This is a genomic window from Gemmatimonadaceae bacterium (assembly GCA_016720905.1).
GTDB lineage: Bacteria > Gemmatimonadota > Gemmatimonadetes > Gemmatimonadales > Gemmatimonadaceae > Gemmatimonas.
Map to the genome: position 1 here is coordinate 422549 of JADKJT010000001.1, position 21048 is coordinate 443596.

16 protein-coding genes and 1 pseudogene are annotated in these 21048 nt (G+C 64.4%); 6 read left to right on the plus strand and 11 right to left on the minus strand.

The genetic code is table 11. The annotated features are described in order from the left end of the window. Window positions 1-22 precede the first annotated feature (22 nt). On the plus strand, window positions 23-892 hold the full coding sequence (locus tag IPP90_01780; GenBank protein ID MBL0169444.1) for a hypothetical protein: 870 nt from the start codon (window positions 23-25) through the stop codon (window positions 890-892). Window positions 893-979: 87 nt separating this feature from the next. Here the strand turns inward: IPP90_01780 and IPP90_01785 are convergent, their stop codons facing one another. Next, window positions 980-2038 (minus strand): phytoene/squalene synthase family protein, encoded by a 1059-nt coding sequence (locus IPP90_01785; protein MBL0169445.1) that lies wholly within the window; start codon window positions 2036-2038, stop codon window positions 980-982. Between the two features lie 92 nt (window positions 2039-2130). Here IPP90_01785 and IPP90_01790 point away from each other — a divergent pair, with 92 nt between their 5' ends. After that, the gene (locus IPP90_01790; protein MBL0169446.1) at window positions 2131-3795 is read left to right on the plus strand and encodes an FAD-binding protein; all 1665 of its coding nucleotides are present in this window, start codon (window positions 2131-2133) and stop codon (window positions 3793-3795) included. Here IPP90_01790 and IPP90_01795 read toward each other — a convergent pair. Then, window positions 3785-4297 carry a MarR family transcriptional regulator gene (locus IPP90_01795; GenBank protein ID MBL0169447.1) on the minus strand — a complete coding sequence of 171 codons (513 nt, stop codon included), beginning with the start codon at window positions 4295-4297 and terminating at the stop codon, window positions 3785-3787. The two genes, IPP90_01790 and IPP90_01795, sit on opposite strands and share 11 nt — an antisense overlap. Before the next feature lie 95 nt (window positions 4298-4392). On the opposite strand from IPP90_01795, the gene thyX reads away from it, so the two are divergent. Next, complete coding sequence (gene thyX, locus IPP90_01800; protein MBL0169448.1) at window positions 4393-5157, plus strand: FAD-dependent thymidylate synthase; 765 nt, start codon at window positions 4393-4395, stop codon at window positions 5155-5157. A 16-nt stretch (window positions 5158-5173) separates the two neighbouring features. On the opposite strand, the gene IPP90_01805 is transcribed toward thyX, so the two are convergent. The 8 genes and pseudogenes from IPP90_01805 to IPP90_01840 form a co-directional block, all read right to left on the minus strand. Next, entirely contained in the window at window positions 5174-7105 is a 1932-nt protein-coding gene (locus tag IPP90_01805) for a hypothetical protein (GenBank protein MBL0169449.1), read from the minus strand. After that, window positions 7102-8295 (minus strand): prepilin-type N-terminal cleavage/methylation domain-containing protein, encoded by a 1194-nt coding sequence (locus tag IPP90_01810; GenBank protein ID MBL0169450.1) that lies wholly within the window; start codon window positions 8293-8295, stop codon window positions 7102-7104. The genes IPP90_01805 and IPP90_01810 overlap by 4 nt, the downstream gene beginning before the upstream one ends. Then, the gene (locus IPP90_01815) at window positions 8292-8696 is read right to left on the minus strand and encodes a prepilin-type N-terminal cleavage/methylation domain-containing protein (GenBank protein ID MBL0169451.1); all 405 of its coding nucleotides are present in this window, start codon (window positions 8694-8696) and stop codon (window positions 8292-8294) included. The genes IPP90_01810 and IPP90_01815 overlap by 4 nt, the downstream gene beginning before the upstream one ends. Before the next feature lie 467 nt (window positions 8697-9163). Next, window positions 9164-9283 (minus strand): annotated as a pseudogene (locus tag IPP90_01820) (prepilin-type N-terminal cleavage/methylation domain-containing protein). A 134-nt stretch (window positions 9284-9417) separates the two neighbouring features. Beyond that, window positions 9418-11514: an elongation factor G gene (locus IPP90_01825; protein ID MBL0169452.1), complete on the minus strand. Its 2097-nt coding sequence runs from the start codon at window positions 11512-11514 to the stop codon at window positions 9418-9420. Window positions 11515-11669: 155 nt separating this feature from the next. Next, window positions 11670-12569, minus strand: coding sequence for a sulfite exporter TauE/SafE family protein (locus IPP90_01830; protein ID MBL0169453.1), 900 nt, complete (start codon window positions 12567-12569; stop codon window positions 11670-11672). A 179-nt stretch (window positions 12570-12748) separates the two neighbouring features. Beyond that, window positions 12749-13306, minus strand: a complete 558-nt coding sequence (locus tag IPP90_01835) for a hypothetical protein (GenBank protein MBL0169454.1) — start codon at window positions 13304-13306, stop codon at window positions 12749-12751. Window positions 13307-13453: 147 nt separating this feature from the next. After that, complete coding sequence (locus IPP90_01840) at window positions 13454-13984, minus strand: hypothetical protein (GenBank protein ID MBL0169455.1); 531 nt, start codon at window positions 13982-13984, stop codon at window positions 13454-13456. A gap of 135 nt (window positions 13985-14119) precedes the next feature. Here IPP90_01840 and IPP90_01845 point away from each other — a divergent pair, with 135 nt between their 5' ends. The 3 genes from IPP90_01845 to IPP90_01855 all read left to right on the plus strand — a co-directional run bounded on the left by IPP90_01845 (window position 14120) and on the right by IPP90_01855 (window position 18801). After that, the gene (locus IPP90_01845; protein ID MBL0169456.1) at window positions 14120-16051 is read left to right on the plus strand and encodes a DUF1800 domain-containing protein; all 1932 of its coding nucleotides are present in this window, start codon (window positions 14120-14122) and stop codon (window positions 16049-16051) included. 229 nt (window positions 16052-16280) lie between these two features. Then, on the plus strand, window positions 16281-17558 hold the full coding sequence (locus IPP90_01850; GenBank protein MBL0169457.1) for a DUF1501 domain-containing protein: 1278 nt from the start codon (window positions 16281-16283) through the stop codon (window positions 17556-17558). A 91-nt stretch (window positions 17559-17649) separates the two neighbouring features. Continuing rightward, window positions 17650-18801: an ATP-binding protein gene (locus IPP90_01855; GenBank protein ID MBL0169458.1), complete on the plus strand. Its 1152-nt coding sequence runs from the start codon at window positions 17650-17652 to the stop codon at window positions 18799-18801. On the opposite strand, the gene IPP90_01860 is transcribed toward IPP90_01855, so the two are convergent. Next, entirely contained in the window at window positions 18798-21011 is a 2214-nt protein-coding gene (locus IPP90_01860) for a PBP1A family penicillin-binding protein (protein ID MBL0169459.1), read from the minus strand. The genes IPP90_01855 and IPP90_01860 overlap by 4 nt on opposite strands. Window positions 21012-21048 lie beyond the last annotated feature (37 nt).

Consider the following 21048-nt stretch of genomic DNA (forward strand, 5'->3'; position numbering starts at 1 on the left):
ACGAATTGACGTAGGTTTCGGTATGTCCAGTCCCATCGATTCCAATCGGCCGTTGCCCGCGCCTGCGCCAGGGCAGGCCGAACCGGCGTTGCCGCGCGTTGCGCTGGAGCGCGTGCTGGCGCGCGCCACTGAACTTCAGGCTGATGGCGGTGAGCTGTCGGACGCGGTGTCCGAGTCCCGCCTGATGGAGATCGCGCGCGAGGTCGGCATCGACACCACGCATTTGCGGCAGGCGTTGGCAGAGGAGCGGGCGCGGCTGCCGATGCAGGAAGCGGAACACGGCGTGGTATTGGATGCGCTCGGTCCGGCCAGTGTGTCGGTGCAGCGCGTCGTGCCGGGGACCCCCGCCGAGGTGTTGGCCAAACTCGAGGCGTGGATGCCGCGGATGGAATCTCTGACGCTGCGACGTCGTGTGGTTGACCGTATCAGTTGGGAGCCCAGTCGCGATGCGATCGGCAACTTCCTGCGCTCGCTGGGCATGGGTGGACGACGGCAGGATCTCGTGCGTCTGGACCAGGTGGTGGCGAGCGTGACCGCGGTCGACGCCACCCGGAGTGTCGTGCGTTTCGACGCCGAGTCGTTCGCTGCGCGCCGCACGCAACGCACGTCGATTTTGTCGATTGTGTTGGTGTTGGTGTTGATGGCGCTGGGTCTATCGGTACCGTTGGCGCTGCTGGCCGGTGGTGGAATTGCCACAGCCGGTATGGCCGGCGTGGCGGCATTCGCCAGTGGACTCGGCTATTTCAGCTGGCGCGCGATCCGTCGCGGCTATCGACAGATGATCGACCGCACGCATCTGCGTCTTGAGCAACTGTTGGATGAACTGGAGTCTGGCGGGATGCAACCGCCGCCGAGCCTGGCGCGGCAGGTGACGGCGGCGCTGTTGAGGTGAGGTGAGACGGGAGACGGGAGACGGGAGACAACGGACGTCTCCATTCTCCCGTCTTCCGTCTCCCGTCTGAACACCCAAATCCCTCCCCTACGCGAATCCCAGTTCGAACGCCCGGCGCCGTACTCGTGCCACCAGCCATCGCACGCCCGCGTTGCTCATCACCAGCATCGCGCCGGTCATCAGCAGTGACTTCACTTCGCGACGCGAGATCTTGACCGATCCGCCGGGTTTGAGCATGGCCGTGCTCTGCACCAGATCGCGCAGCGTGGCGTAGGCCAGCAACAGCGGCAGAATGCAGAACAGTCGGATGGACACCGCCCGCCGCGGAATGAGCAGCAGATAGTTGCGCGCTTCCTCCAGATCGTGCCAGGCCAACTGGATCAACTGCGCCAGCGCTTCGCGGTTCTTCGCGATCAGCTCAGGGGCTAGAATGCGACTCTGCGTGCTGCCCTGGGCGCGCAGGAGTTCCTCGGGCACATACACCGAGTTCTCCTTCTCGGCGTCGATGGCCACATCCTTGAGGATGTTGACCGTCTGTAACGCTTCAGCAAAGGCACGACAGCGCTCGCGCAGGATGGCATACTGGCGCGTACCGATGCTTGGCGAATGCTCATGCCACAGATCGGTGAGCATATAGCCCACGGTACCGGCGACATAATAGCAGTACTCCTTGTACTCCTCGACGGTCTGTATGCGAATGCCGTTCGGGTACAGCAGCACGAACTTGCGCATGCCGACCACCATCTCGGCCACCCATTTGCGCACCATCGCCTGCGTGGCCACCGGCAACTGGGCGAAGTGCGCCAGCACGAGGTCGCAGTTGTGGGTCAGTGTCAGGTGCGCCGTGTCGCCTTGCAGTGACTGCACGCCGTCCAGGAATTTCCGCAGTGCGGCCGGTGAATCGAAGGCCGCCAGAAAGTCGTCGAACAATTCGGCCTTGCGTTCGGGCGGCATGTCGAGGGCGTCTTCCACCGTGTCCGCGATCCGGCACAGGAGATAGGCGTCCAGCACCGCCTGACCCAGCGGACCCGGCAGCACCTTGATGCCCAGCGCAAAGGTGCGTGAGACGGCCGGCAGGATGGCCTGGCAGAAGCGTGCGGCATCCCGTTGGACCACGGCGTCGCGGGTGGCGTTTGAAAGCGGCATTCCGTCAAAGATACGAGGTCGGCACCGTCAGCGTCACGCATTGGCGAATTTCGCGTGCTTGTCTGCGCGCGGCGGATGCGCGAGACTGCGGCGTGCCCCCAACCACCACGGCGTCAACCGAGTCCCTACCCGATTTCCGCGGCGTCTTTCGGACCGACCTGTTGGCCCGATCGCTCTATGCCGAAGGCGCGGGCATCGCGCGGGCCGTGCCAGTGGCCGTGGCCGTTCCGGCCGATGCGGCCGACTGCATACCCCTCGTGCGTTGGGCGCGACGAACGGGGCACTCGCTGATGCCTCGCGGATCGGGTAGCGGTATGGCGGGCGGTGCCGTGGGCGCCGGCGTGATGGTCGACCTCAGCCGATTTACCGCCATCGGCCCCGTAGATATTGCCGCTCGATCAATTCGTGTTGGCACGGGAGCGCTGCGCGGAGCCGTTGACACGGCCGCGCGCGCGCACGGACTTCGCTTTCCCGTGGACCCATCGAGCGGCGCGTTCTGCACCGTTGGCGGCATGATTGCGGCGAATGCCGCGGGAGCCCGCTCGTTGCGCTTTGGCGCCACCCGGGCGTGGGTGCGTGCCGTGAAATGCGTGTTCGATGATGGCAGTGTGGCATGGATACGACGCGGATCTCCGCCGCCGGCTGGTATTCCGGCGGTGGCGCGCCTGATGGCAACATTGGCGCAATTGCGTCAACACGCCAACCCTGACAGCCTGCGTCACGCGGGCGTCCGCAAGGAATCAAGCGGCTACGGTATTGCCAGCGCTCTGGACGAGGGTGGACATCTGCTGGACCTGCTGGTTGGAAGTGAAGGCACGCTGGCGCTGTTCGTGGAAGCCGAGCTCGCGCTATGTCCGGTGGCGGGCGCGACGGCCACCGTGCTGGCCGCGTTCCCCTCGCTGGACCACGCGACGGCGTGCGCACTGGAGGTGCGCGAGCTGGGTGCGAGTGCCTGTGAATTGCTGGATCGCACCTTTCTGGATGTCGCGGGCAGCGCGGGACCAATCGGCATTGCCGCGACAGCCGAGGCTGTGTTGTTGATCGAAGTGGAAGCTGACACCGCAGGCGCGGCGGAACAGGCGGCACTGGTCACCGCTGACCGCTGTCGCGCCAACGCGGCCAACGAGGTGATCACCGCACTCGACGGTGAGACCGAGCACCGACTGTGGTCGCTTCGGCACGCGGTCAGCCCGATCCTGTCGCGACTGGCGCCTCGCCTGCGATCGATGCAGTTCGTCGAAGATGGATGTGTGCCTCCGCAGCATTTTCCCGCCTATGTGCGGGGTGTGCGGGCGGCACTGTCGCGATTCCATGTGACCGGCGTGATTTTTGGCCACGCCGGAGACGCGCATGCCCACGTGAATCCGCTGGTTGACGTCACACAGCCCCATTGGCGACAGACGGTGAGCGGTATTCTCGATGAAGTGGCCGAGCTGACGGCGCGATTAGGCGGCACGCTGGCCGGTGAGCATGGCGACGGGCGCTTACGCGCCCCGTTGCTGGAGCGCGTCTGGAATGCCGAAGCGCGCGCCGCGTTCGTGAACGTCAAGAACGCCGCCGATCCGTCCGGCGTGTTCAACGTCGGCTGCAAAGTGGCGATGGCTGGTGACCAGGCCATTGGCGTTCTCCGTCATGACCCCGATGCCCCACCGCTCGATGCGAGGGCTCGCGCCGTGCTCGATCGCATCGAGCGCGAACGCGCCTGGCAGCGCTTTCGGCTTGAGGCCACCGCCTGGGCCGAACCCGTCAACCGGTAGCGGGCACGCCGTCGCGAATCCTGGCCAGTGTCTCGATCAGATCGCGCCTCTCAGCCGAGTTGAGCATGTCGACCGTGGCGGCATCGGCCGCGTCGATGTGCGGATCGAGCAAGGCAAGCAGGCTCTGTCCCGATTCGGTGATCCAACACAGCACTTGCCGCCGATCCGGACTGCAGCGGGAGCGCCGCACGTAGCCGGCGGTCTCCAGCTTGTCCAACAGGCGGGTGACCGTGGAGCCTTCCTCGATCATGCGGTCACGAATGGCCAGCGTCGGCAGGCCGTCGTCGCCGGCACCGCGCAGTATCCGCAGCACGTTGAACTGGGCGAGACTGATACCGTGCGGTTCAACCACGCGCGCGAGCCGACGGCTTACCGCCGACGCGGTGCGCAGCAATGCGATGGTCGCTTCCTGCGCGTCGGAGCGAAACGGACGTGATGGCGGCGATTCCTGCCGCGCGTCGGACGACGGCATATGCCCCGGCGGATTCTCGGTCTCAGACATTCCCCAGCGTACGGCGTGGCACCTCGCTCGGCAATGGTTGATATCTTTCCACCTGTTACGCCCGATGTGGTCCCCCCGATTCCGTGCGCTTTGCCATGCTTTCAGCCGACGCCATTCTGCGCGAACCCACGGTCACCGTGCTCGCGCGTCCGCAGTTCGTGGAACCGCCGCACCTATCGGTCCAATGGACGGGCGACGCGACCGACGGCGAACGTCTGGCCGAGTTTGCCGGGCGCCTGTGTTACATGAGCCAGCGGAATCCCGCCGGGCGGTCGACCCGCGAATATCTTGAGAATATCAAGAAACAGGGGCATGGGAGTGTGCTGGAACACGCCAACTACTCGCTGCTGCTGGAGGGTGTGAGCCGCGCATTGACGCACGAGCTGGTGCGGCATCGCGCGGGATTTGCCTACTCGCAGCTCTCGCAACGACATGTTGATGAGCGCGACACGCGATTCGTTGTGCCGCCAGGGATGATCGGTGACGCCGCGCTTGAAGCGGCGTGGGCCGCACAGATTGGCGCTGCCCAGGACAGCTACATGGCGTTGGTGGACGCACTCATGACGCGTTACGGCTGGGTGGACGACAAGATGCATCGCCGAAAACTGGCGCGCGAAGCGGCCCGCAGTGTGCTGCCCAATTGCACGGAAACCAAGATCGTGGTCACGGGCAACGCCCGGGCCTGGCGCACGATGCTCGAACTGCGTTCAAGCGAAAGCGCCGAACTGGAGATTCGCCGCATGGCACTGTCCGTGTTGCAGGTATTGCAAGACGAAGCACCGGCGTTCTTCAGCGACTTCGAGGTGTATCAGGCCAGCGATCGGTACGACGCGGCGCGCGTCGCCTATCACAAGGTGTGAGGCGAGAGACGCGACGTCAGTAGGAGAACCAGGTGGCCGCGTTGAAATTCTGCGGATTGATTTCGTAGAACTGACTGAGCGACCAGCGTCCCGTGGTGGGGAAGTACGGGGGCGGGTAGTTGAGCGCGCACTTGTTGAACGAAATATCCGACGTGTAGCCGTGCAGTGCCGTACCACTGATCGTGCCGCCCTGTCCGGCGCGCGATTGAATGCGACCGCCCACTTGACGCACAAACCCGCGGTTGACCCAGTTCGTGGTGGCGAGTCCCGCCGGCGGACTGGGACGCTCGGTGCCGATGGATTTGAGCGCCAGCGCCGTGGCGTGCACCACCAGATCGGACGTGGTGGCTGACGGATTGAAATCCTTGCGCGGCAACAGCCACGCGGCCCCGGTGGTGGAATTGTCACGCCGCTGCTGCGGCGCATTCAGCATGTTGTCCGCCCACAGCACATTCTCGCCAGAGAACACCCCGACGATATCGTCATCGGGCTTGCACGAACCCGACGTGGTGCCGGGATTGACCGACTGCTGCAGGTCGTGGAGCACCACCGTGTTATTGCGGCTGGCAATGGTGACGCGCCCACGCACGACACCACTGATGCCCGCGCGCCCTTCCACGAAGATGACGCCGCGAAAATTGGGGTTGTAGCGTGCGCTGAGGGGCCACAGATATGCGCCGTCCAGACGGGCTGAGACAGCCGCCGGCACACTGCCAGAGCTGCGCACCAGCCAATCGCCAGCGGCGTCGGTGGCGGTGAACAGGCCGGTCGCCTTCAGTCGCTCGTCACCGCCCAGAAAACATTTGGCGTTGACGTTGTCGTAGGCGTTCTGCTTGTTGAGCATCTTGGCGCGATAGTTGGCGCCAGCGGCCACCACGGGAATGGCGGCAAACGTCGCCGCCACGGCGGTGCGGCCGGCAACCACGGAGGTTACCCCGCAATTGTACGAGAACAACGTGCTGTCACCGCCCGCGCCGCCACCCGGTGTCGGCGCGCTCCCCGGCGGCGCCGGAGTGCGGGCCATGGCGTACCCCATGCCATACGCGGATGCCGCGCGCACCTGATACACGCGGAAGTACCCGTCGTCGGGACCGGTGGTGTTGCCGTCCCCATCCACGTCAATCGCCACAAACTCGATGCGCATGGTGACCAGCGCGCTATCGCCACTCACCACGGTAGGCGTGAACACGTACCCGGCCTTGGCGGCAATCGTCTTGAGGATATTGAGATCGGCCGTGCTGGGGAGCGCGATTGGCGCCACGAATTCCTGCGCCGGTCCCTTGTTGAACTGGCCGCCCGGCTTGTTGTACACGCCCTTGGCCGTGGTCACAACGTCCTTGAAGATCGCCTGCGGCGGCGTGCCCGAGAAGATGTACAACGAGTCGTTCGAGTGTAATGGACCCTGCGCCGTCCAGCCATTCGCGAACCAGAGAATGCTGCCATCCCACAGCTTCGACTGGTCAGTGAAGTACGCATACTTCGCAAACGACTGCTGACTCACCAGCGAACGCCGGATGGCCACGTTGCCGCTGGCATCGACGGCCTGAGAGACGATTTCACCCTGCACGCCGAACTCGCCCGCGTTGGCCAGCGAATCGGCGTTGCCGATGCGCGCCACCCACGTGGTCCGCTTGACGCCGTTGGTGTTGGCAATCGACACATTGGATTCGACGGTGCGGTATCCCGTGGTGGGAATCGAGTCGAGCTTGGCGTTGAGGCGATTGCGCGCCTCCTCAAGACCCGACAGGGCCGCGTCGTCCACCGCCGCCGCGCGGTCGCTGGACGCCTGGACCAGCGTACCACCCATCACCATCATGGCCGACGCCAGCGCAATGACACCGCCGACGATAGCCACCAGCATCACCGTCAGCAGGGCAATGCCTCGGCGGGTGCGAACCAGTTGAGAGCCGGACGAACGGGCCGATGCACGCGGGATGCGGATACTCATGGCACGGTCACCGAGCCGGAGGTGGAAAGCGTTGAGAGATTCGGCGTGCAATCCTGCAGGGCCAGCGCGTAGCTGTAGATCTTACCGGAGCCCTTTTGCACACTGGCGTCCTTGTAGGCATAGCTCCCAGTGGGTGCCACGCCGAGCGTGGTAATCGGCGTGCCCCAGGTGGTCACGCTGCTCAACTTGCGCCACAGCACGTATCGAATGGCATCCTGTTCACCGGTGCCGTCATCGGTGCCGCGTGCCCACGTCACCATGACGGCGTTGCTGTCCGCACGCCATTGCAGTGTCGGCGCCGGCGGCGCCAGCGGCACGCGACCACAGGCGCGCGACTGTCGTGCGTTGGCCACATTGGGCAGCGGAATCATGTAGCGAACCACGTCGCGGGTGGTGCCGCGCGGCGGCGTTGCTTCGTACACCACCTCCACCGCACGCAGCGCATCGATGCGCATGCTGGTGGCGGTACCCGTGTCCGGTGCCACACCGCGCTTGGCCACGTTCTTCGAGAGCGGAAGCCAGTTGGCAGGCACCGAGTCAATGTTGGGATTGGTCGCGCCGAATTTCGCCGGGTCGTACCAATACTTGAAGAATGGCTTGCTTTGCGACTGCCGAAGTCCGGAGGCCACGACCTCAGCCGGCCTGTCGTTCACTTGACGATACAGCGCGTACGTGCCCTCAGAGCCGGCCACCGTATCCAGCGCGAATCGAAACGTGATCAGCTCGGCGTCGCTGTTGATGAACACGCCGGTGGTCTGCGAATAGCTCTGCAGCGGATAGGCGAATCCGGAGCCGGGGATGGTGATGCCGTTGGACGTGGTCAGCGCCGTCACTTCGGCGTCGCTGGCGAACGGGTCGACATATACCGCGCCCGTGAGTCGAATGGAGTCGGCGCGATTCGTGGTGAGGTCACTGTTGAACGCGAACACCGTGGGGCTCGCGTACACGATGGTGGGCTGCTCTTCGGTCACGTTCGTGCCGGCCGTACGAATTTCCTGTCGCAGGATGTCCCGTCCGAAACGTCCGTTCTGGATACCAGCACTCCGATCGGCGAGCACCCGAAAGCCCTTGCTTTGCGCCACCAGAAACCCCACGGCCGCCGTCAGCACGATGCTGAAGAGCGCCATGGCGATCATCAACTCGGCCAGGGTGAAGCCGCGACGGGTGCGACCCTTCCGGCGGGCGCTCATGGGGCCGCCACCGCGATGGTACGCTTCACGGGCACTGGCATGGTCGATGCGCTCACGGTGACGGTGATTCGCTTGATGCGCTTGCCGGCGGTGGTGTCGGCGGACACGGCGGTCACGGTGGTCAGGCCATCAACGACTCCGTTGTACCCGCCGCCGGTCAGACTCTCGAGCGTACTCCAGGTGGGCCATGATCGTGCCATGGCCAATTGCAGATCGGCCCGCGCCTGGGCGCGACTGCGAATATTCGAGTCGCCAACTGAGCGCTGGAACTTGGTGGTGCCCATGGAGAGCATGAGCACGACGCCGCTCAACAGCGTCAGCGCCAGCACGACTTCTACCAACGTGAAGCCGCGGTGCTGGTCGCGCCTGCGTTGCGTGATTTGCAGGGACGTCGCGCGCATCAATTGCGCCTCCATCCGCTCGACGCCCAGATGTACCAGGTGGGCCGACCGGTGGCGCGGGCAATGGTCATCGCGCGCGTGTCCTTTTCACCGACACCCTTCTGTGAACGACCAGACGTGAGATAGAGCGTGAGCGGTCTGTCAGTCCCACCGTTGCGTTGGACCACGAGCATGGGTGAGCTGCCGAACATCAGCATCGACGGCACGTCGGCGGTGGCGGAACCGAACGCGGGCACACCGGCCCCGCGACCCAGCACCACGCGCTCCGGAATCGGGAACGGGCGCGTCTTTTCGCCGTTGTCGAGCGTGAGATTGTTGTTCCTGTCCCAGATGGTGCGCACGACATGGTGCGCCGTGTCGAACACCACCAGCACGTTGTGACCGCGGGATACCGCCTCGCGCTGGGCCACCATGATGGCCATGCTCATCGTCCGCACGGCGCCGTCCACCTGGGCGCGTTCCACACGCACCTTCGGCAGCGCAATAGCGGCCATGATGCCGATGATCGCGACCACGACTAGCAGTTCGACGACGGTAAAGGCCCGTCGAAGCGCGACCGCCGTCGGTCGCGCATTGTCCGTGCGCATGAGTCTCCCGGGTGAGATACGTCCTCACCTTGGACGCCCATGCGTGATTGCGGTCACGGGTGCTCCTGCGGGCACACACGCCACCGGTTCGGATCACCACAGGGTGACGGCTCGAGCCGGTGGCGTGACGGCCGTTACACCTCCACTTCCTCGGCCTCTTTCGCGTTCTCGGCGATGATCTTCTGCGCAGCGTCCGCCGGCACCTGTTCGTAGCTGTTGAAGCGACGGGTGAAAGTCCCGTGCCCGTGGGTGAGCGAGTACAACTGTGTCGCGTAGAGGTGCAGTTCCGACTGCGGCACCACGGCACGAATGGTGGTGCGATCGCCGTCGGCATCCGTGCCCAGAATGTGCCCGCGTCGGCCCGAGACATCACCCAGCACATCGCCCAGGAAGGCGTCCGGGACGACAATTTCGAGCAGATCCAGCGGCTCGAGGATCACCGGTCGGCACTTGGGAGCCACTGCCTTGAACGCCAGTATCCCCGCCATCTTGAACGCCATTTCGTTCGAGTCCACCGAGTGCGTTGATCCGTCGAACAGTTCGGCGCGGAAGTCCACCAGCGGGAATCCGCCCAGCACACCGCGTACAGACGCTTCCTGAATGCCGCGGTCCACCGCCGGGATGTACTTCGACGGAATGACCCCGCCCACGATCTTGTTATCGAACAGGTAGCCCTCGCCGCGCGGCATGGGGCTGAGCCGCACCCAGCAATCGCCAAACTGGCCGCGCCCGCCGGTTTGCTTCTTGTGACGACCCTGCCCTTCCGCCTTGGCCGTCAGCGCCTCGCGGTACGCGATGCGCGGCCTCGTGAGGTCGGCCTGCACGCCGAACTTGCGCTTGAGCACGGCCATCGCCACATCGAGATGCCGTTCACCCAGACCGCCCACGATGGTCTCGTGCGTTTCGGGATTGTAGTGCACGTCAATGGTGGGGTCTTCATCGTGCAGTCGCTTGAGCCCCAACTGGAGTTTTTCCTCCTCACCGCGCATGGTGGCGCGCACGGCGAATTGCACCAACGGCTCGGGAAACGCCACGGACGGCAGCCGAATGGGATGCTCCCGCGTGGACAGCGTGTCGTTGGTGTGCGTGTTGCGCAGCTTGGTCACGCACCCGATGTCGCCAGCGTGCAACACGGGCACTTCGACCCGCTCCCGCCCGCACGGGACCGCCAGATGCCCCAATTTTTCGGCGCCGTCGCGGGTGGCGTTGTACACCTCCTGTCCATTGGACACGCTCCCCGACAGCACGCGGAAGTAGCTCACATCGCCCACATGCGGTTCGGCCAGCGTCTTGAACACCAGCGCGGCAAACGGACCGTTGTCGGTGGCATGCAACTGGATGGTCTCATGGCCTTCGGCGCCCGTGAGCGCGTGCATCTCCTCCATTTCGTAGGCGTTGGGCATCAGCTGCACCAGTTCAGTGAGCAATGCGCGCACCCCGATCATGCTGTCCGACGACACGGCAAACAGCGGGAAGAGGTCCATGCGCTTCATGGCCTCCTTCATGCCGTTGATCGCGCTGTCGCGATCGATTTCGCCGCCTTCGAGATACTTCTCCAGCAGCGCGTCATCGGTGGCACTGATGGCTTCGATCAGTTCCTGGCGGTAGCGCTCATAGCGCTCCTGGCATTCCGCCGGAATGTCGGCCTCGACGAATTCACCCTTCGCGCCGCTGGTGTACATGTACGCACGCTGCGTGAACAGATTGATCACGCCACGGAAGTCGGCACCCGCACCGATGGGCACTTCCACCGGTATCACCTTGGTGGACAGGCGTTGCTTGATCTGGGCGTACACCCGGTCAAAGTCCGCGTGCTCCTTGTCCATCATGGAGACGACAAACAGGATAGGATCCTGACGCGCCACGGCGGCCCGGAACATCCGCTCGGTGCCCACTTCCACACCGCTGGCCGCGCCAATCACGCACAGGGCGCCGTCTGCCGCGGTCAGCCCGGCCAGGGCATCACCCTGGAAGTCCAGTGAGCCCGGCGTATCAATGAAGTTGACCTTGCTGTCCATCCACTCCAGGTAGGCACACCCCAGCGAGATGGAATACCCGCGCTCGATCTCCTCGGGGAGGTGATCGGTGAGCGCGGTGCCGTCCTTGATGGTGCCGTGTCGCTTGCCGGAGCCGGCGGCGAAGCAGAGCGCATCGACCAGGCTCGTCTTGCCGCTCGCGCCGTGGCCGACCACGGCAATGTTTCGGATACCGGCGCTATCGTAGTCTCTCATCGTCCCCTCAACACGCCTTAGACTCAGTATTTCCCGGCTCCCGGAAGTGGGAGCCATGAGTCACCCAAGCGGGTGGCTTGCCGTAGCCTGCGCCCGGGCGCAGGCCTCGGCAAGGGGAATTACCTGACAGGCCGGACGAAGGACCGACTGACGGATCAGGCCTCCGCTGCGGCCTCCGCACGCGAGACCATGGCCGACCGCAGCAGCGTCGCTGCCGTATACAGCACCACCACGACCACGAGCCAACGCACGGCGTTCAACGGCATCTCCTTCACAATGAACGCGGCGATAAGCACCGCCGGCGCGCCGCCGATGATCAGCCCGAGTGCCGCCTTGAGGTCGAAGCGGAGCGAGCGGATGAACTGCAGCGATGCCACTGGCATCAGGAAGGCGCACGATCCCATCATGATGGGGAACGCCGCCTTGGGGGTCATGCCCAACAGGCTCACCAGAATCAGGCAGGGGCCGAAGAGGCCGATGCCCAGTGTCATCAGGGCACCCAAAATGAAGTTGCCCACGACTGCGATCACGAGCTTGGTGCCGTCGACACCAATGGCCTCACCCGGGGTCACACCCTTGTCGAGCGCGGTCATGGCCATCAGCACCGCCGCTACCAATAGGCACCCGCCCATGCCCCATTGGATCGCACGTTTGGGGAGACGGGACACCACGCCGGCACCAAGCCACGCGCCCAGCGTAGCCGCAACGATCATCGAAATCAGCGTGGTAGGATCAACCCTGACGGCACTGATGAAGATGAACGCTTCGATCAATGTGGGTGTGGTGTGGCCGACGTTGAGCGTGCCCGGGATCTTCTCATCGGTCACCGACTTGGTCGATCGGAAGAGCGCTGTGGTGGGGGCGAACGACCCGATACCCAGCGTGTCGAAGAAGTTGGTGATGAAGCCAATGCCGAGTCCTTTAGGAGTCGGGAGCGCGCGTTCCCCCGGCGACGCTTTCCGGTGACGTCCGACGGCCATGGCGATCGAGCCGAGGTGGAAGATGCTTACGACTCCGAGGGCAATGAGCAGCCACGTTTTGGCATCGAGCGACATGCGGCGGGGAGGGGCGACGGGGAGGGGTCGGCAGGCGGACGTGCGATCCATAGGATCGATCCCGGTCACCGGTTTCGCAACGGTCTTCGGACGATCCCATCCCGTCGAAGCCGGAAAAACAATCGGGCCGCGATCTGATGATCGCGGCCCGATGACTTCTGACGGACAAAGCAGCGGTATTAGTCGCTCTCCGTTTCGAATGTGAACGCATCGGCTTCCCGAAGCGAGTCCAACCAGTTCTCCACCCCGACGTCATCCCTGAGTGTGCTCCAGGCTCCGCCGCCGATTTCAGACGCATCGGACAACGAGAAGCTGAGCGCCCGCTCTGAACCTTCCGGCCAGTCTGGCATGGCCAGTCCGGCAGCGACCCGACGAAGCGTCTGGCCACATTCCCCGAGCAGCTCTGAGGCACGCGCCTGCAGCGTGAGGAATGGAATGTCGAGATCACGTGTGACCAGCCGACCCGTGGTGGCATCGCGCCACGCCGAGTCACCAACCGCCCCGCGGTCAGGCCACACACCGAGATGTCGCACGACACCCGACTGGGGTGCTTCCAGTCGCTCACTTTCGACCGTGGCCGCAAGGGCCATGGCCAGCGACTGCGCATCGGCTTCGCCGTACAGCGTGACCACTTCACGCCGCGAGCGAGTACCGAAGGGAAGCACGGGAATCGAGTTCACGTGCGCAAGCACCGGCGAATCGTTCGGACGAGCCTCAAGTCGTACGAGGACGTCCATCTGGTACCTCCAGTGTAAGAGACATGCACGAGGTGGGGAGAACCGTCTTCCGTGCGCCGTTCACGGGATGGACTCTCGACCCCACCAGCCAGCAACGTACAGGAACCAACGGGGCTGACCGCTCCCACGTTCCGCCCGCACGCCGTACTACCCCTGAGTGTCCGTGGCGGACAGCCAGACCCCGCCCAGCAGGGCGACCGCGAGTGATACACCAACAGAAACCGCGTTGGGTATGGTTGAAGTCACCGAATAACCAATTCGTAATGCGGCTGGTACAAAATCGACGGAAAGCCAGGCGTACAACGCCGCAGCAATGATAGCCGCCGCGATTCTGGTGACACCGCGAAACGACAACACCACCAGCGCCAGGCCAAGCCCCCACAGGGTGGCCACCAGCAGGTGATGCAGATAGCCCACACCAACGGCCGTCAGCGGCACCGTCGCCGACGCGATGCCCAGTCGCCCCAGCACGCCTCGGCCGGCCAGCCGGAAGACTCGACCGGCGTCATCGTCGCGGAAACCTAGCCCGATCAGTGCGCCGCCGGTGCTGATGGCCGTGAGCGAACCCGTCGCGAGCGCGGCGTCAAACCGCGAGCGCGCCCGATCGGGCGCCGCAATGGGCTCCGGCACGGGTTCCGGCGTGGTTTCGCTTACGGGTGCTGTCCCTGTCTCCGACATGGGAGAAAGCAATCGACGTGGACACGGCCACTCAAGGGCTGATCGCATCGCAATACACACTGGTTAACGACCAACGCGCGGCGGCGTCCAATGACACGTATGCTTGTGTGGTCCGTTCACCTGCCGAGGCACCGAATGCGTACGTCCATGGGTTTGCCGCTGCGACGCGGTCTCGTCGCCTGTTTCACAGTCGCCGCCGCCGTTTCCGGACTGGGTTGCGCCAGCCATAGCGGTACGGGTGGTGGCGACGAGTCGGCGGCGAGACCGTCGGCGTCCGAGATGGCCGCTCGCGAGCAAACCGCCGACCAGCAAGTGCAGCATGTGCTCAGTCGACTGGCCTTTGGCCCGCGCCCTGGCGATGTGGCCGCGGTTCGCGCCGTTGGCGTGGATGCCTGGATAGCCAAACAGCTCGAACCGCAACGCATCAGCGATGTGAATACCGAACGGTTCGTGGCGCAGTTTGCCACGCTGGGCAAATCGGGCGAAGAGCTGATTGCGCAGTATCCGCCGCCGGGTGTGCAGCTGGCGCAGATGGCTCGGCAGAACGGAGGCAGGATCTCGCCCGAAGACTCCCTGAAGCTGCGCGAGCAAGGTCGGCAGTCGTATGCGTTTCTGGGCGAGATTGCCAGCAGTCGCGTGGCGCGGGCCGTGATATCGGAGCGCCAGTTGGATGAAGTGATGGTGGACTTCTGGGAGAATCACTTCAACGTGTTCGCCGGCAAGGACCGTACGCGCTACTTCCTGCCGGAGTACGATGCGCAGGCCATCCGTCCGCACACGCTGGGCAAGTTTCGCGACCTGCTGGGTGCGGTGGCCAAGAGTCCGGCCATGCTGTACTACCTGGACAACTGGCAGAGTGTGGCCGACAGCGGGCGTCCCACGTTGCGTCAGGTTCCTCCGATGGCGCGCCGTGTGGCCGCGCGACGGGCGGCCGTGGTGGCACAGCAGCGTCCGCAACTGGCGGCCTTGGTACAACGCAAGCGCGGACTGAACGAGAACTACGCGCGCGAGTTGATGGAGCTGCACACGCTGGGTGTCGATGGCGGATACACGCAGCAGGATGTGATTCAGGTGGCGCGCGCCCTCACCGGGTGGACGTTGTCGCGCGGTGCCAACGGTGGCGCGTTCCTGTTCCGTCCGGAAGCGCATGACGCGGGCGCCAAAGTCATTTTGGGTGAGAAGTATGCCGCAGGACGTGGCGAAGACGAAGGCGAGGCGGTGCTCGATCTGCTCGCTCGGCATCCGTCCACGGCGCGGTTCATTGCCACCAAATTGGCGCGACGTTTTGTGAGTGATACGCCACCGGCGGCGCTGGTGGATCGTGCGACGGCCACGTTCCGCAAGACCGATGGCGACATTCGCGAAGTGGTGCGCACAATCGTGACCAGTCCGGAGTTTTTCGCTACCGCCACGTATCGGGCGAAGGTGAAGTCGCCGTTTGAACTGGTGGTGAGTTCGTTGCGCGTGATGAACGCGCCGGCCGATGCGACACCGCGCACCACGCAACTGGTGAGTCGACTGGGGCAGCCCATTTTCGGGCATCAGGCACCCAACGGCTATCCGGAAACCGGTGACGCATGGATGAACACCGGCTCCATTCTCAATCGCATCAACTTCGGATTGGCCGTGGCCTCGGGGCGTGTGCCGGGCGTGAAATTGGCCGACTGGCCAGCGGCGGCATCGTTACGCCCGCTGCCGCGTGAGCAGCAGGTGGATGGTGTGATTCGCGAGTTGCTTGGCGGCGAAGCGTCCAACGACACGCGGCAGGTGTTGCTCACAGGCACGAATCCGTTCTTGCAAGCGCGTGGTAGTGGCGCCGATTCGCTGTCTCTCGACGATGTGGACTCGACCATGGGTGTTGGTGCCACTGATATGGCGGCACGTCGCGCGGCAAACCGGGACGCGCGCAAGCCACTGGATCAGCAACAGAAGGCCGCCGGCAAGGAATCGGTGAAGCCCACCAAGGGTGCCACGCTCACGCAGGCTATCGGTACGTTGCCGCCAGCGCAGGGATTGGCGCAGATCGTCGGGCTGGCGCTGGGCGCGCCCGAGTTCCAGCGTCGCTGAGAGTAGAGCGGTGAGGGGCCGGAGCGGTGAGCAAACGAAGCGTTGAGCGCTTGAGGGGTCAGCCGGTGAGGGTAGGACTGTGTTCTACCCTCGACGGCTCACCCCTCTCACGCTCTACGCTTCGTTTGCTCAACCCTCAGGCCTCTCACCGCTCATACCTCAGAAATACATGCCAAGACACTTTGGGAGTCGCCGCACGAGTGTCGACACATTTCACCAGGAGCGAACTATGAATCGCCGAGTGTTTTTGAAGGCGGGTGGGTTGTCCCTGGTGACGCTGGGACTCACGCCGAGTTTCTTGCGACGCACCGCACTGGCCATGGACTTGCCACGCGCGGCACGTGGGAAAACGCTGATTGTGTTGTTCCAGCGTGGAGCGGCCGACGCGCTGAATGTGGTGGTGCCCTTTGGAGACGCCAACTATTACGCGGCGCGACCGCAATTGGCCATTGGATCTCCGGCGCGGGTGACGGGTGCGGCCGGTGCCATAGATCTGAACGGATACTTCGGATTGCATCCCGCGATGTCGCCGCTCAAGCCGTTGTGGGATCGCGGACTGCTGGCGCCCATTCATGCGGTGGGCAGCCCCAGTTCCACGCGCTCGCACTTTGATGCGCAGGACTACATGGAAACCGGCACGCCCGATCGCAAGGGCACGGCCGATGGTTGGTTGAATCGCTATTTGGCGGTGAAAGGCACGTGTGAGGCGTGTGCGGTAGGTGACAAGCCGGTGAACACGCCGTTTCGCGCTGTGGCGATGACCGCCCAGATGCCACGCATTCTGGAAGGCCCGTCACCCACGGTAGCAATGAACTCCATCGAGGAGTTTTCCATACGCACCACCGGGGGCGAAGCGGAGAAGCGATTGGAAGCGTTGTATCGCACCGGTTCCGCCGACATGGTGCATGGCAGCGGCACCGAAATGTTTGAAGCGTTGCGCGTGCTGCGCGCGGCCAATCCGCAGCAGTACAAGCCGGCGGCCGGTGTGGAGTATCCGCGCTCGCAGTTTGGTCAGCGATTGCTATCGATTGCGCAACTCATCAAGGCCGGCGTGGGCCTTGAGGTGGCGTTTGCCGATATCGGCGGTTGGGACACGCACGTGAATCAGGGTGCTGCGCAAGGCCAGTTGGCGCAGCGACTCGGCGATTTCTCAGGCAGTATCGCGGCACTGGTGGCCGACCTTGGTGACCGCATGGATGATGTCGTGATTCTGACGATGTCGGAGTTTGGTCGCACAGTGCGGCAGAATGGCACCGGCGGCACCGATCATGGTCATGCGGGCGCGATGTTCGTGATTGGCGGATCGCTCAAGACGCCGCGCAAGGTGTTGGGGCGGTGGCCTGGGCTGGCGCCGGAGCAGTTGTACGAAGGGCGCGACCTGGCGTTGACGACAGACTTTCGCAGCGTGTTCAGCGAGCTGGCGGCGAAGCATTTGGGGGCGGGGTCGTTGGACCGGATTTTCCCGGGGTATGCGACACCGGAGCGGGGCTGGTTGGGGGTGTTGTGATAGTCTCGCATGTCGCGTAATATATTGAAAATAAACACGTTAGCTCGGTATCTTGCAAAATGCACCTGTTAGGTGAATAATACATGGAATTATGGACTCAATAGGTAGATTTCTCCACCCTGCCCCGTCCAGCTTCTTCCTCCTGGGTCCACGTGGAACCGGCAAGACCACCTGGACTCGACAGCAGTTTCCCGACGCGCTCGTGGTCAACCTCCTGCAACCCGAGACGTATCGGGAACTGGTGGCTCGACCGGAACGACTGCGCGAACTCGTGCTGGGCAATACCGACCGTCGCGACATCGTGATCGATGAAGTGCAGCGCGCGCCCGAGTTGCTGCATGTCGTTCACGACTTGCTGGAACGACCCAATCCGCCGCGTTTCGTACTGACCGGCTCCAGCGCGCGCAAGTTGCGACACGGTGACGTCAATCTGTTGGCCGGACGCGCGACCATGCGCACCATGCATCCGTTCATGGCGGCGGAGTTGCCCGCGTTCGACCTCACAAGCAGCCTGAAGACGGGACTCATTCCGCTGGTGGTAAGCGCGCGCGACTCGGCCGACACGTTGGCGGCCTACGCGGCCACGTATGTCGAGCAAGAGGTCCGCGCCGAGGGTCTGGTGCGACAGGTGGGTGACTTCGCGCGCTTCCTGGAAGTGGTGAGTTTCTCGCACGGTGCGGTGATCAACATCAGCAATGTCGCGCGCGAAACGGCGGTGCATCGCAAATCCATCGAAGGCTATCTGGGCGTTCTCGAGGATTTGTTGCTGGCGTTCCGCCTGCCGGTGTTCACCAAACGGGCCAGCCGCGCCACGGTGGCACATCCCAAGTTCTATTTCTTCGATGCAGGGGTCTTTCGCTCGCTGCGTCCCACGGGACCGCTCGATCGTCCCGCAGAAATTGATGGGGCCGCGCTGGAAGGCCTGGTGGCGCAGCATCTGCGCGCGTGGATCGCGTACTCGGGGGTTGCACTCGACCTGTGCTATTGGCGCACGCGCACGGGTCTTGAGGTGGATTTCGTGGTGTATGGCAGCACCGACTTCTTCGCCATCGAAGTGAAGAACAGCGACCGTGTGCGTCCGGATGATCTCAAGGGACTGCGCGCGTTCGCGGGCGAGTATCCCGAGTGTCGACCCCTCCTCTTGTATCGTGGCGTCGATCGTCTGGAAATTGGTGGCATTCCGTGTTGGCCCGTCGAACAATTTCTGGCGCGACTGCGCCCCGGCCACTCGCCGCTGGCTTAATTGCGTCGCCGCCGTTCCTGTTCGGCCATGCGCCGCAGTTCGTCGTAGGCGCGCCGAGCGGCGGCCCGGCCGCGACGGTCGCCGATGGCATTGATGGCCTCGTCCACGGCCCGTTGCAGATCCTTGATGCGCAACTCCGGCTCGCGTACACGAGGGGGCATCGGCGGCTCCGGCGCGTCGGGTGGCTCTTCGAGCATGGCAATGCGCGACTCCGCTTCACACGATGTGGTTGGCGCCGTGCCCGCGCGAAACCATTCGCGCCGCGACGGGCCACACCAGTCGCTGCCCAGCGCGCCCGTGCCAATATCGATGGACGCGGTGACAATGCCCGAGGGCGGACGCCAGGCCACATCCTGTTCCGGGCTGTGCCAGCCGTCGCGAATGAAGCGCGCCCACACCGGTGCAGCGAGTCGTCCACCTGAAGCGTCGCCGCCCAGTGGTTCCGGTTCATCGGCACCAAACCACACACTGGCCACCAGGCTGGGCGTGTAGCCCACAAACCAGACATCGGTGCCGTCGTTGGTCGTGCCGGTTTTTCCGGCCACTGGTCCACGGATGCCGGCGCCGCGCACGGCGCGGCCAGTGCCTTCGTCCACCACGCTGCGCAGCATCGACGTGACCAAAAACGCTTCGCGCGCATCAAGCACACTGGACGTGATCGATGGCGGACGTGACCACAGCACTCTGCCAAACGTGTCTTCGATTTGCTCGACGGCATATGGCTGCACGTTGCTGCCGCCATTGCCGAAGGGCGCGTAGGCCGCGGTGAGTTCCAATGGCGTGACCGAACCCGCGCCCAAGGCCAGCGCCGGCACATCGGGCAGCGCACTGGCAATGCCCATGGCGTGGGCCTGGGCAATGATGCGCGGAATACCCACTTCGCGACTGATGCGCACGGTGGCCGCGTTGGCCGAATGCGCCAGCGCGTCGCGCATGGTCACGCGGCCCGCGTAGTCGTCGTTGAAATTGGCGGGCGTCCACTCGTCACGCCCTTCGCCAATGGTGATGGGTTCGTCGTCCACCATGGTGGCGGTGGTGTGGCCGTACTGCAATGCGACAGCGTACACGAATGGTTTGAAGGCCGAGCCAGGCTGACGACGCGCACGCATGGCGCGATTGAATCCCTTGCGCTCGATGCGACGGCCGCCGACTATCGCGCGAATGGCACCAGTGGATGGATCGAGCGCCACCAACGCGCCCTGTGTGCGCGAGGGCGCGTCGCGCCATCCGCCGCGTTCGTTGTCCACTTGCGCCGCACCACTGGCAATGGCGCGTTCGGCGGCAAACTGCGCCCGACGATCGAAGGTGCTGCGCACCCGCAACTGCCCGTCGTTGAGACTGGCCGGGATGGCGCCCACGCTGCGCAGGGAGTCCAACACGCCGCGCACCGTTTCCACGGCCCACGAATCGGTGCGTCGCGGTGGTTGCCACTGTTCGGGTAAATCGGCGATGTCGGTGGCGCGCGCTGCGGCGATGGCCGCTGGCGTGGCCACGTGTTCCCGCTCCAGCACATCCAGTACTATCTCGCGGCGGTCATGCGCCCGCGACGGATCGCGACGCGGCGTGTAACTGCTTGGCGCTTTGGGTAGCCCTGCCAACAACGCCGCCTCGGCCAGTGTGACATCGCGCACACTCTTGCCAAACAGATCCTGACTGGCGCCCTCCACCCCGTACACGCCGTTGCCCAGATAGATGGCGTTGAGATAGCGCTCCAGAATGGCCGGCTTATCAAGCGCGCGTTCAATGAGCATCGCATAGCGCCATTCCAGCAGCTTACGCGGAATGCTGCGTTCGTTGGCCCGGTGACTCAGGAATACATTGCGCGCCAACTGCATGGTGATGGTGCTGGCACCTTCGCGCACGCCAAGGGCCTTGACGTTCTCCACGCTGGCCCGCGCCACGCCCCGCCAATCGATGCCGTGATGCGAATAGAACCGCCGGTCTTCCACGGCCACGAATGCCGCCTGCACACGCGGCGCAATGCGCGACAACGGGACATTGACGCGCTTGACCTGCGAGAGCGGCGCAATGAGCGCGCCACGGCGATCAAGCAGTGCGCCACCTTCGGTGGGGCGCCAGGCCTGCAACTGCTGCACTGATGGACAGCCGTGAAAGCCACAGGAGAACCACCACGACGATGATATGGCCACGCCGAACACGGCGAGCACAGCGGAGTACCACCAGACCCGGCGGGGAATGCGTTTCAGCATCCCTCGACGCGGCGATGGGGTCGGCGCGTTGGGCACA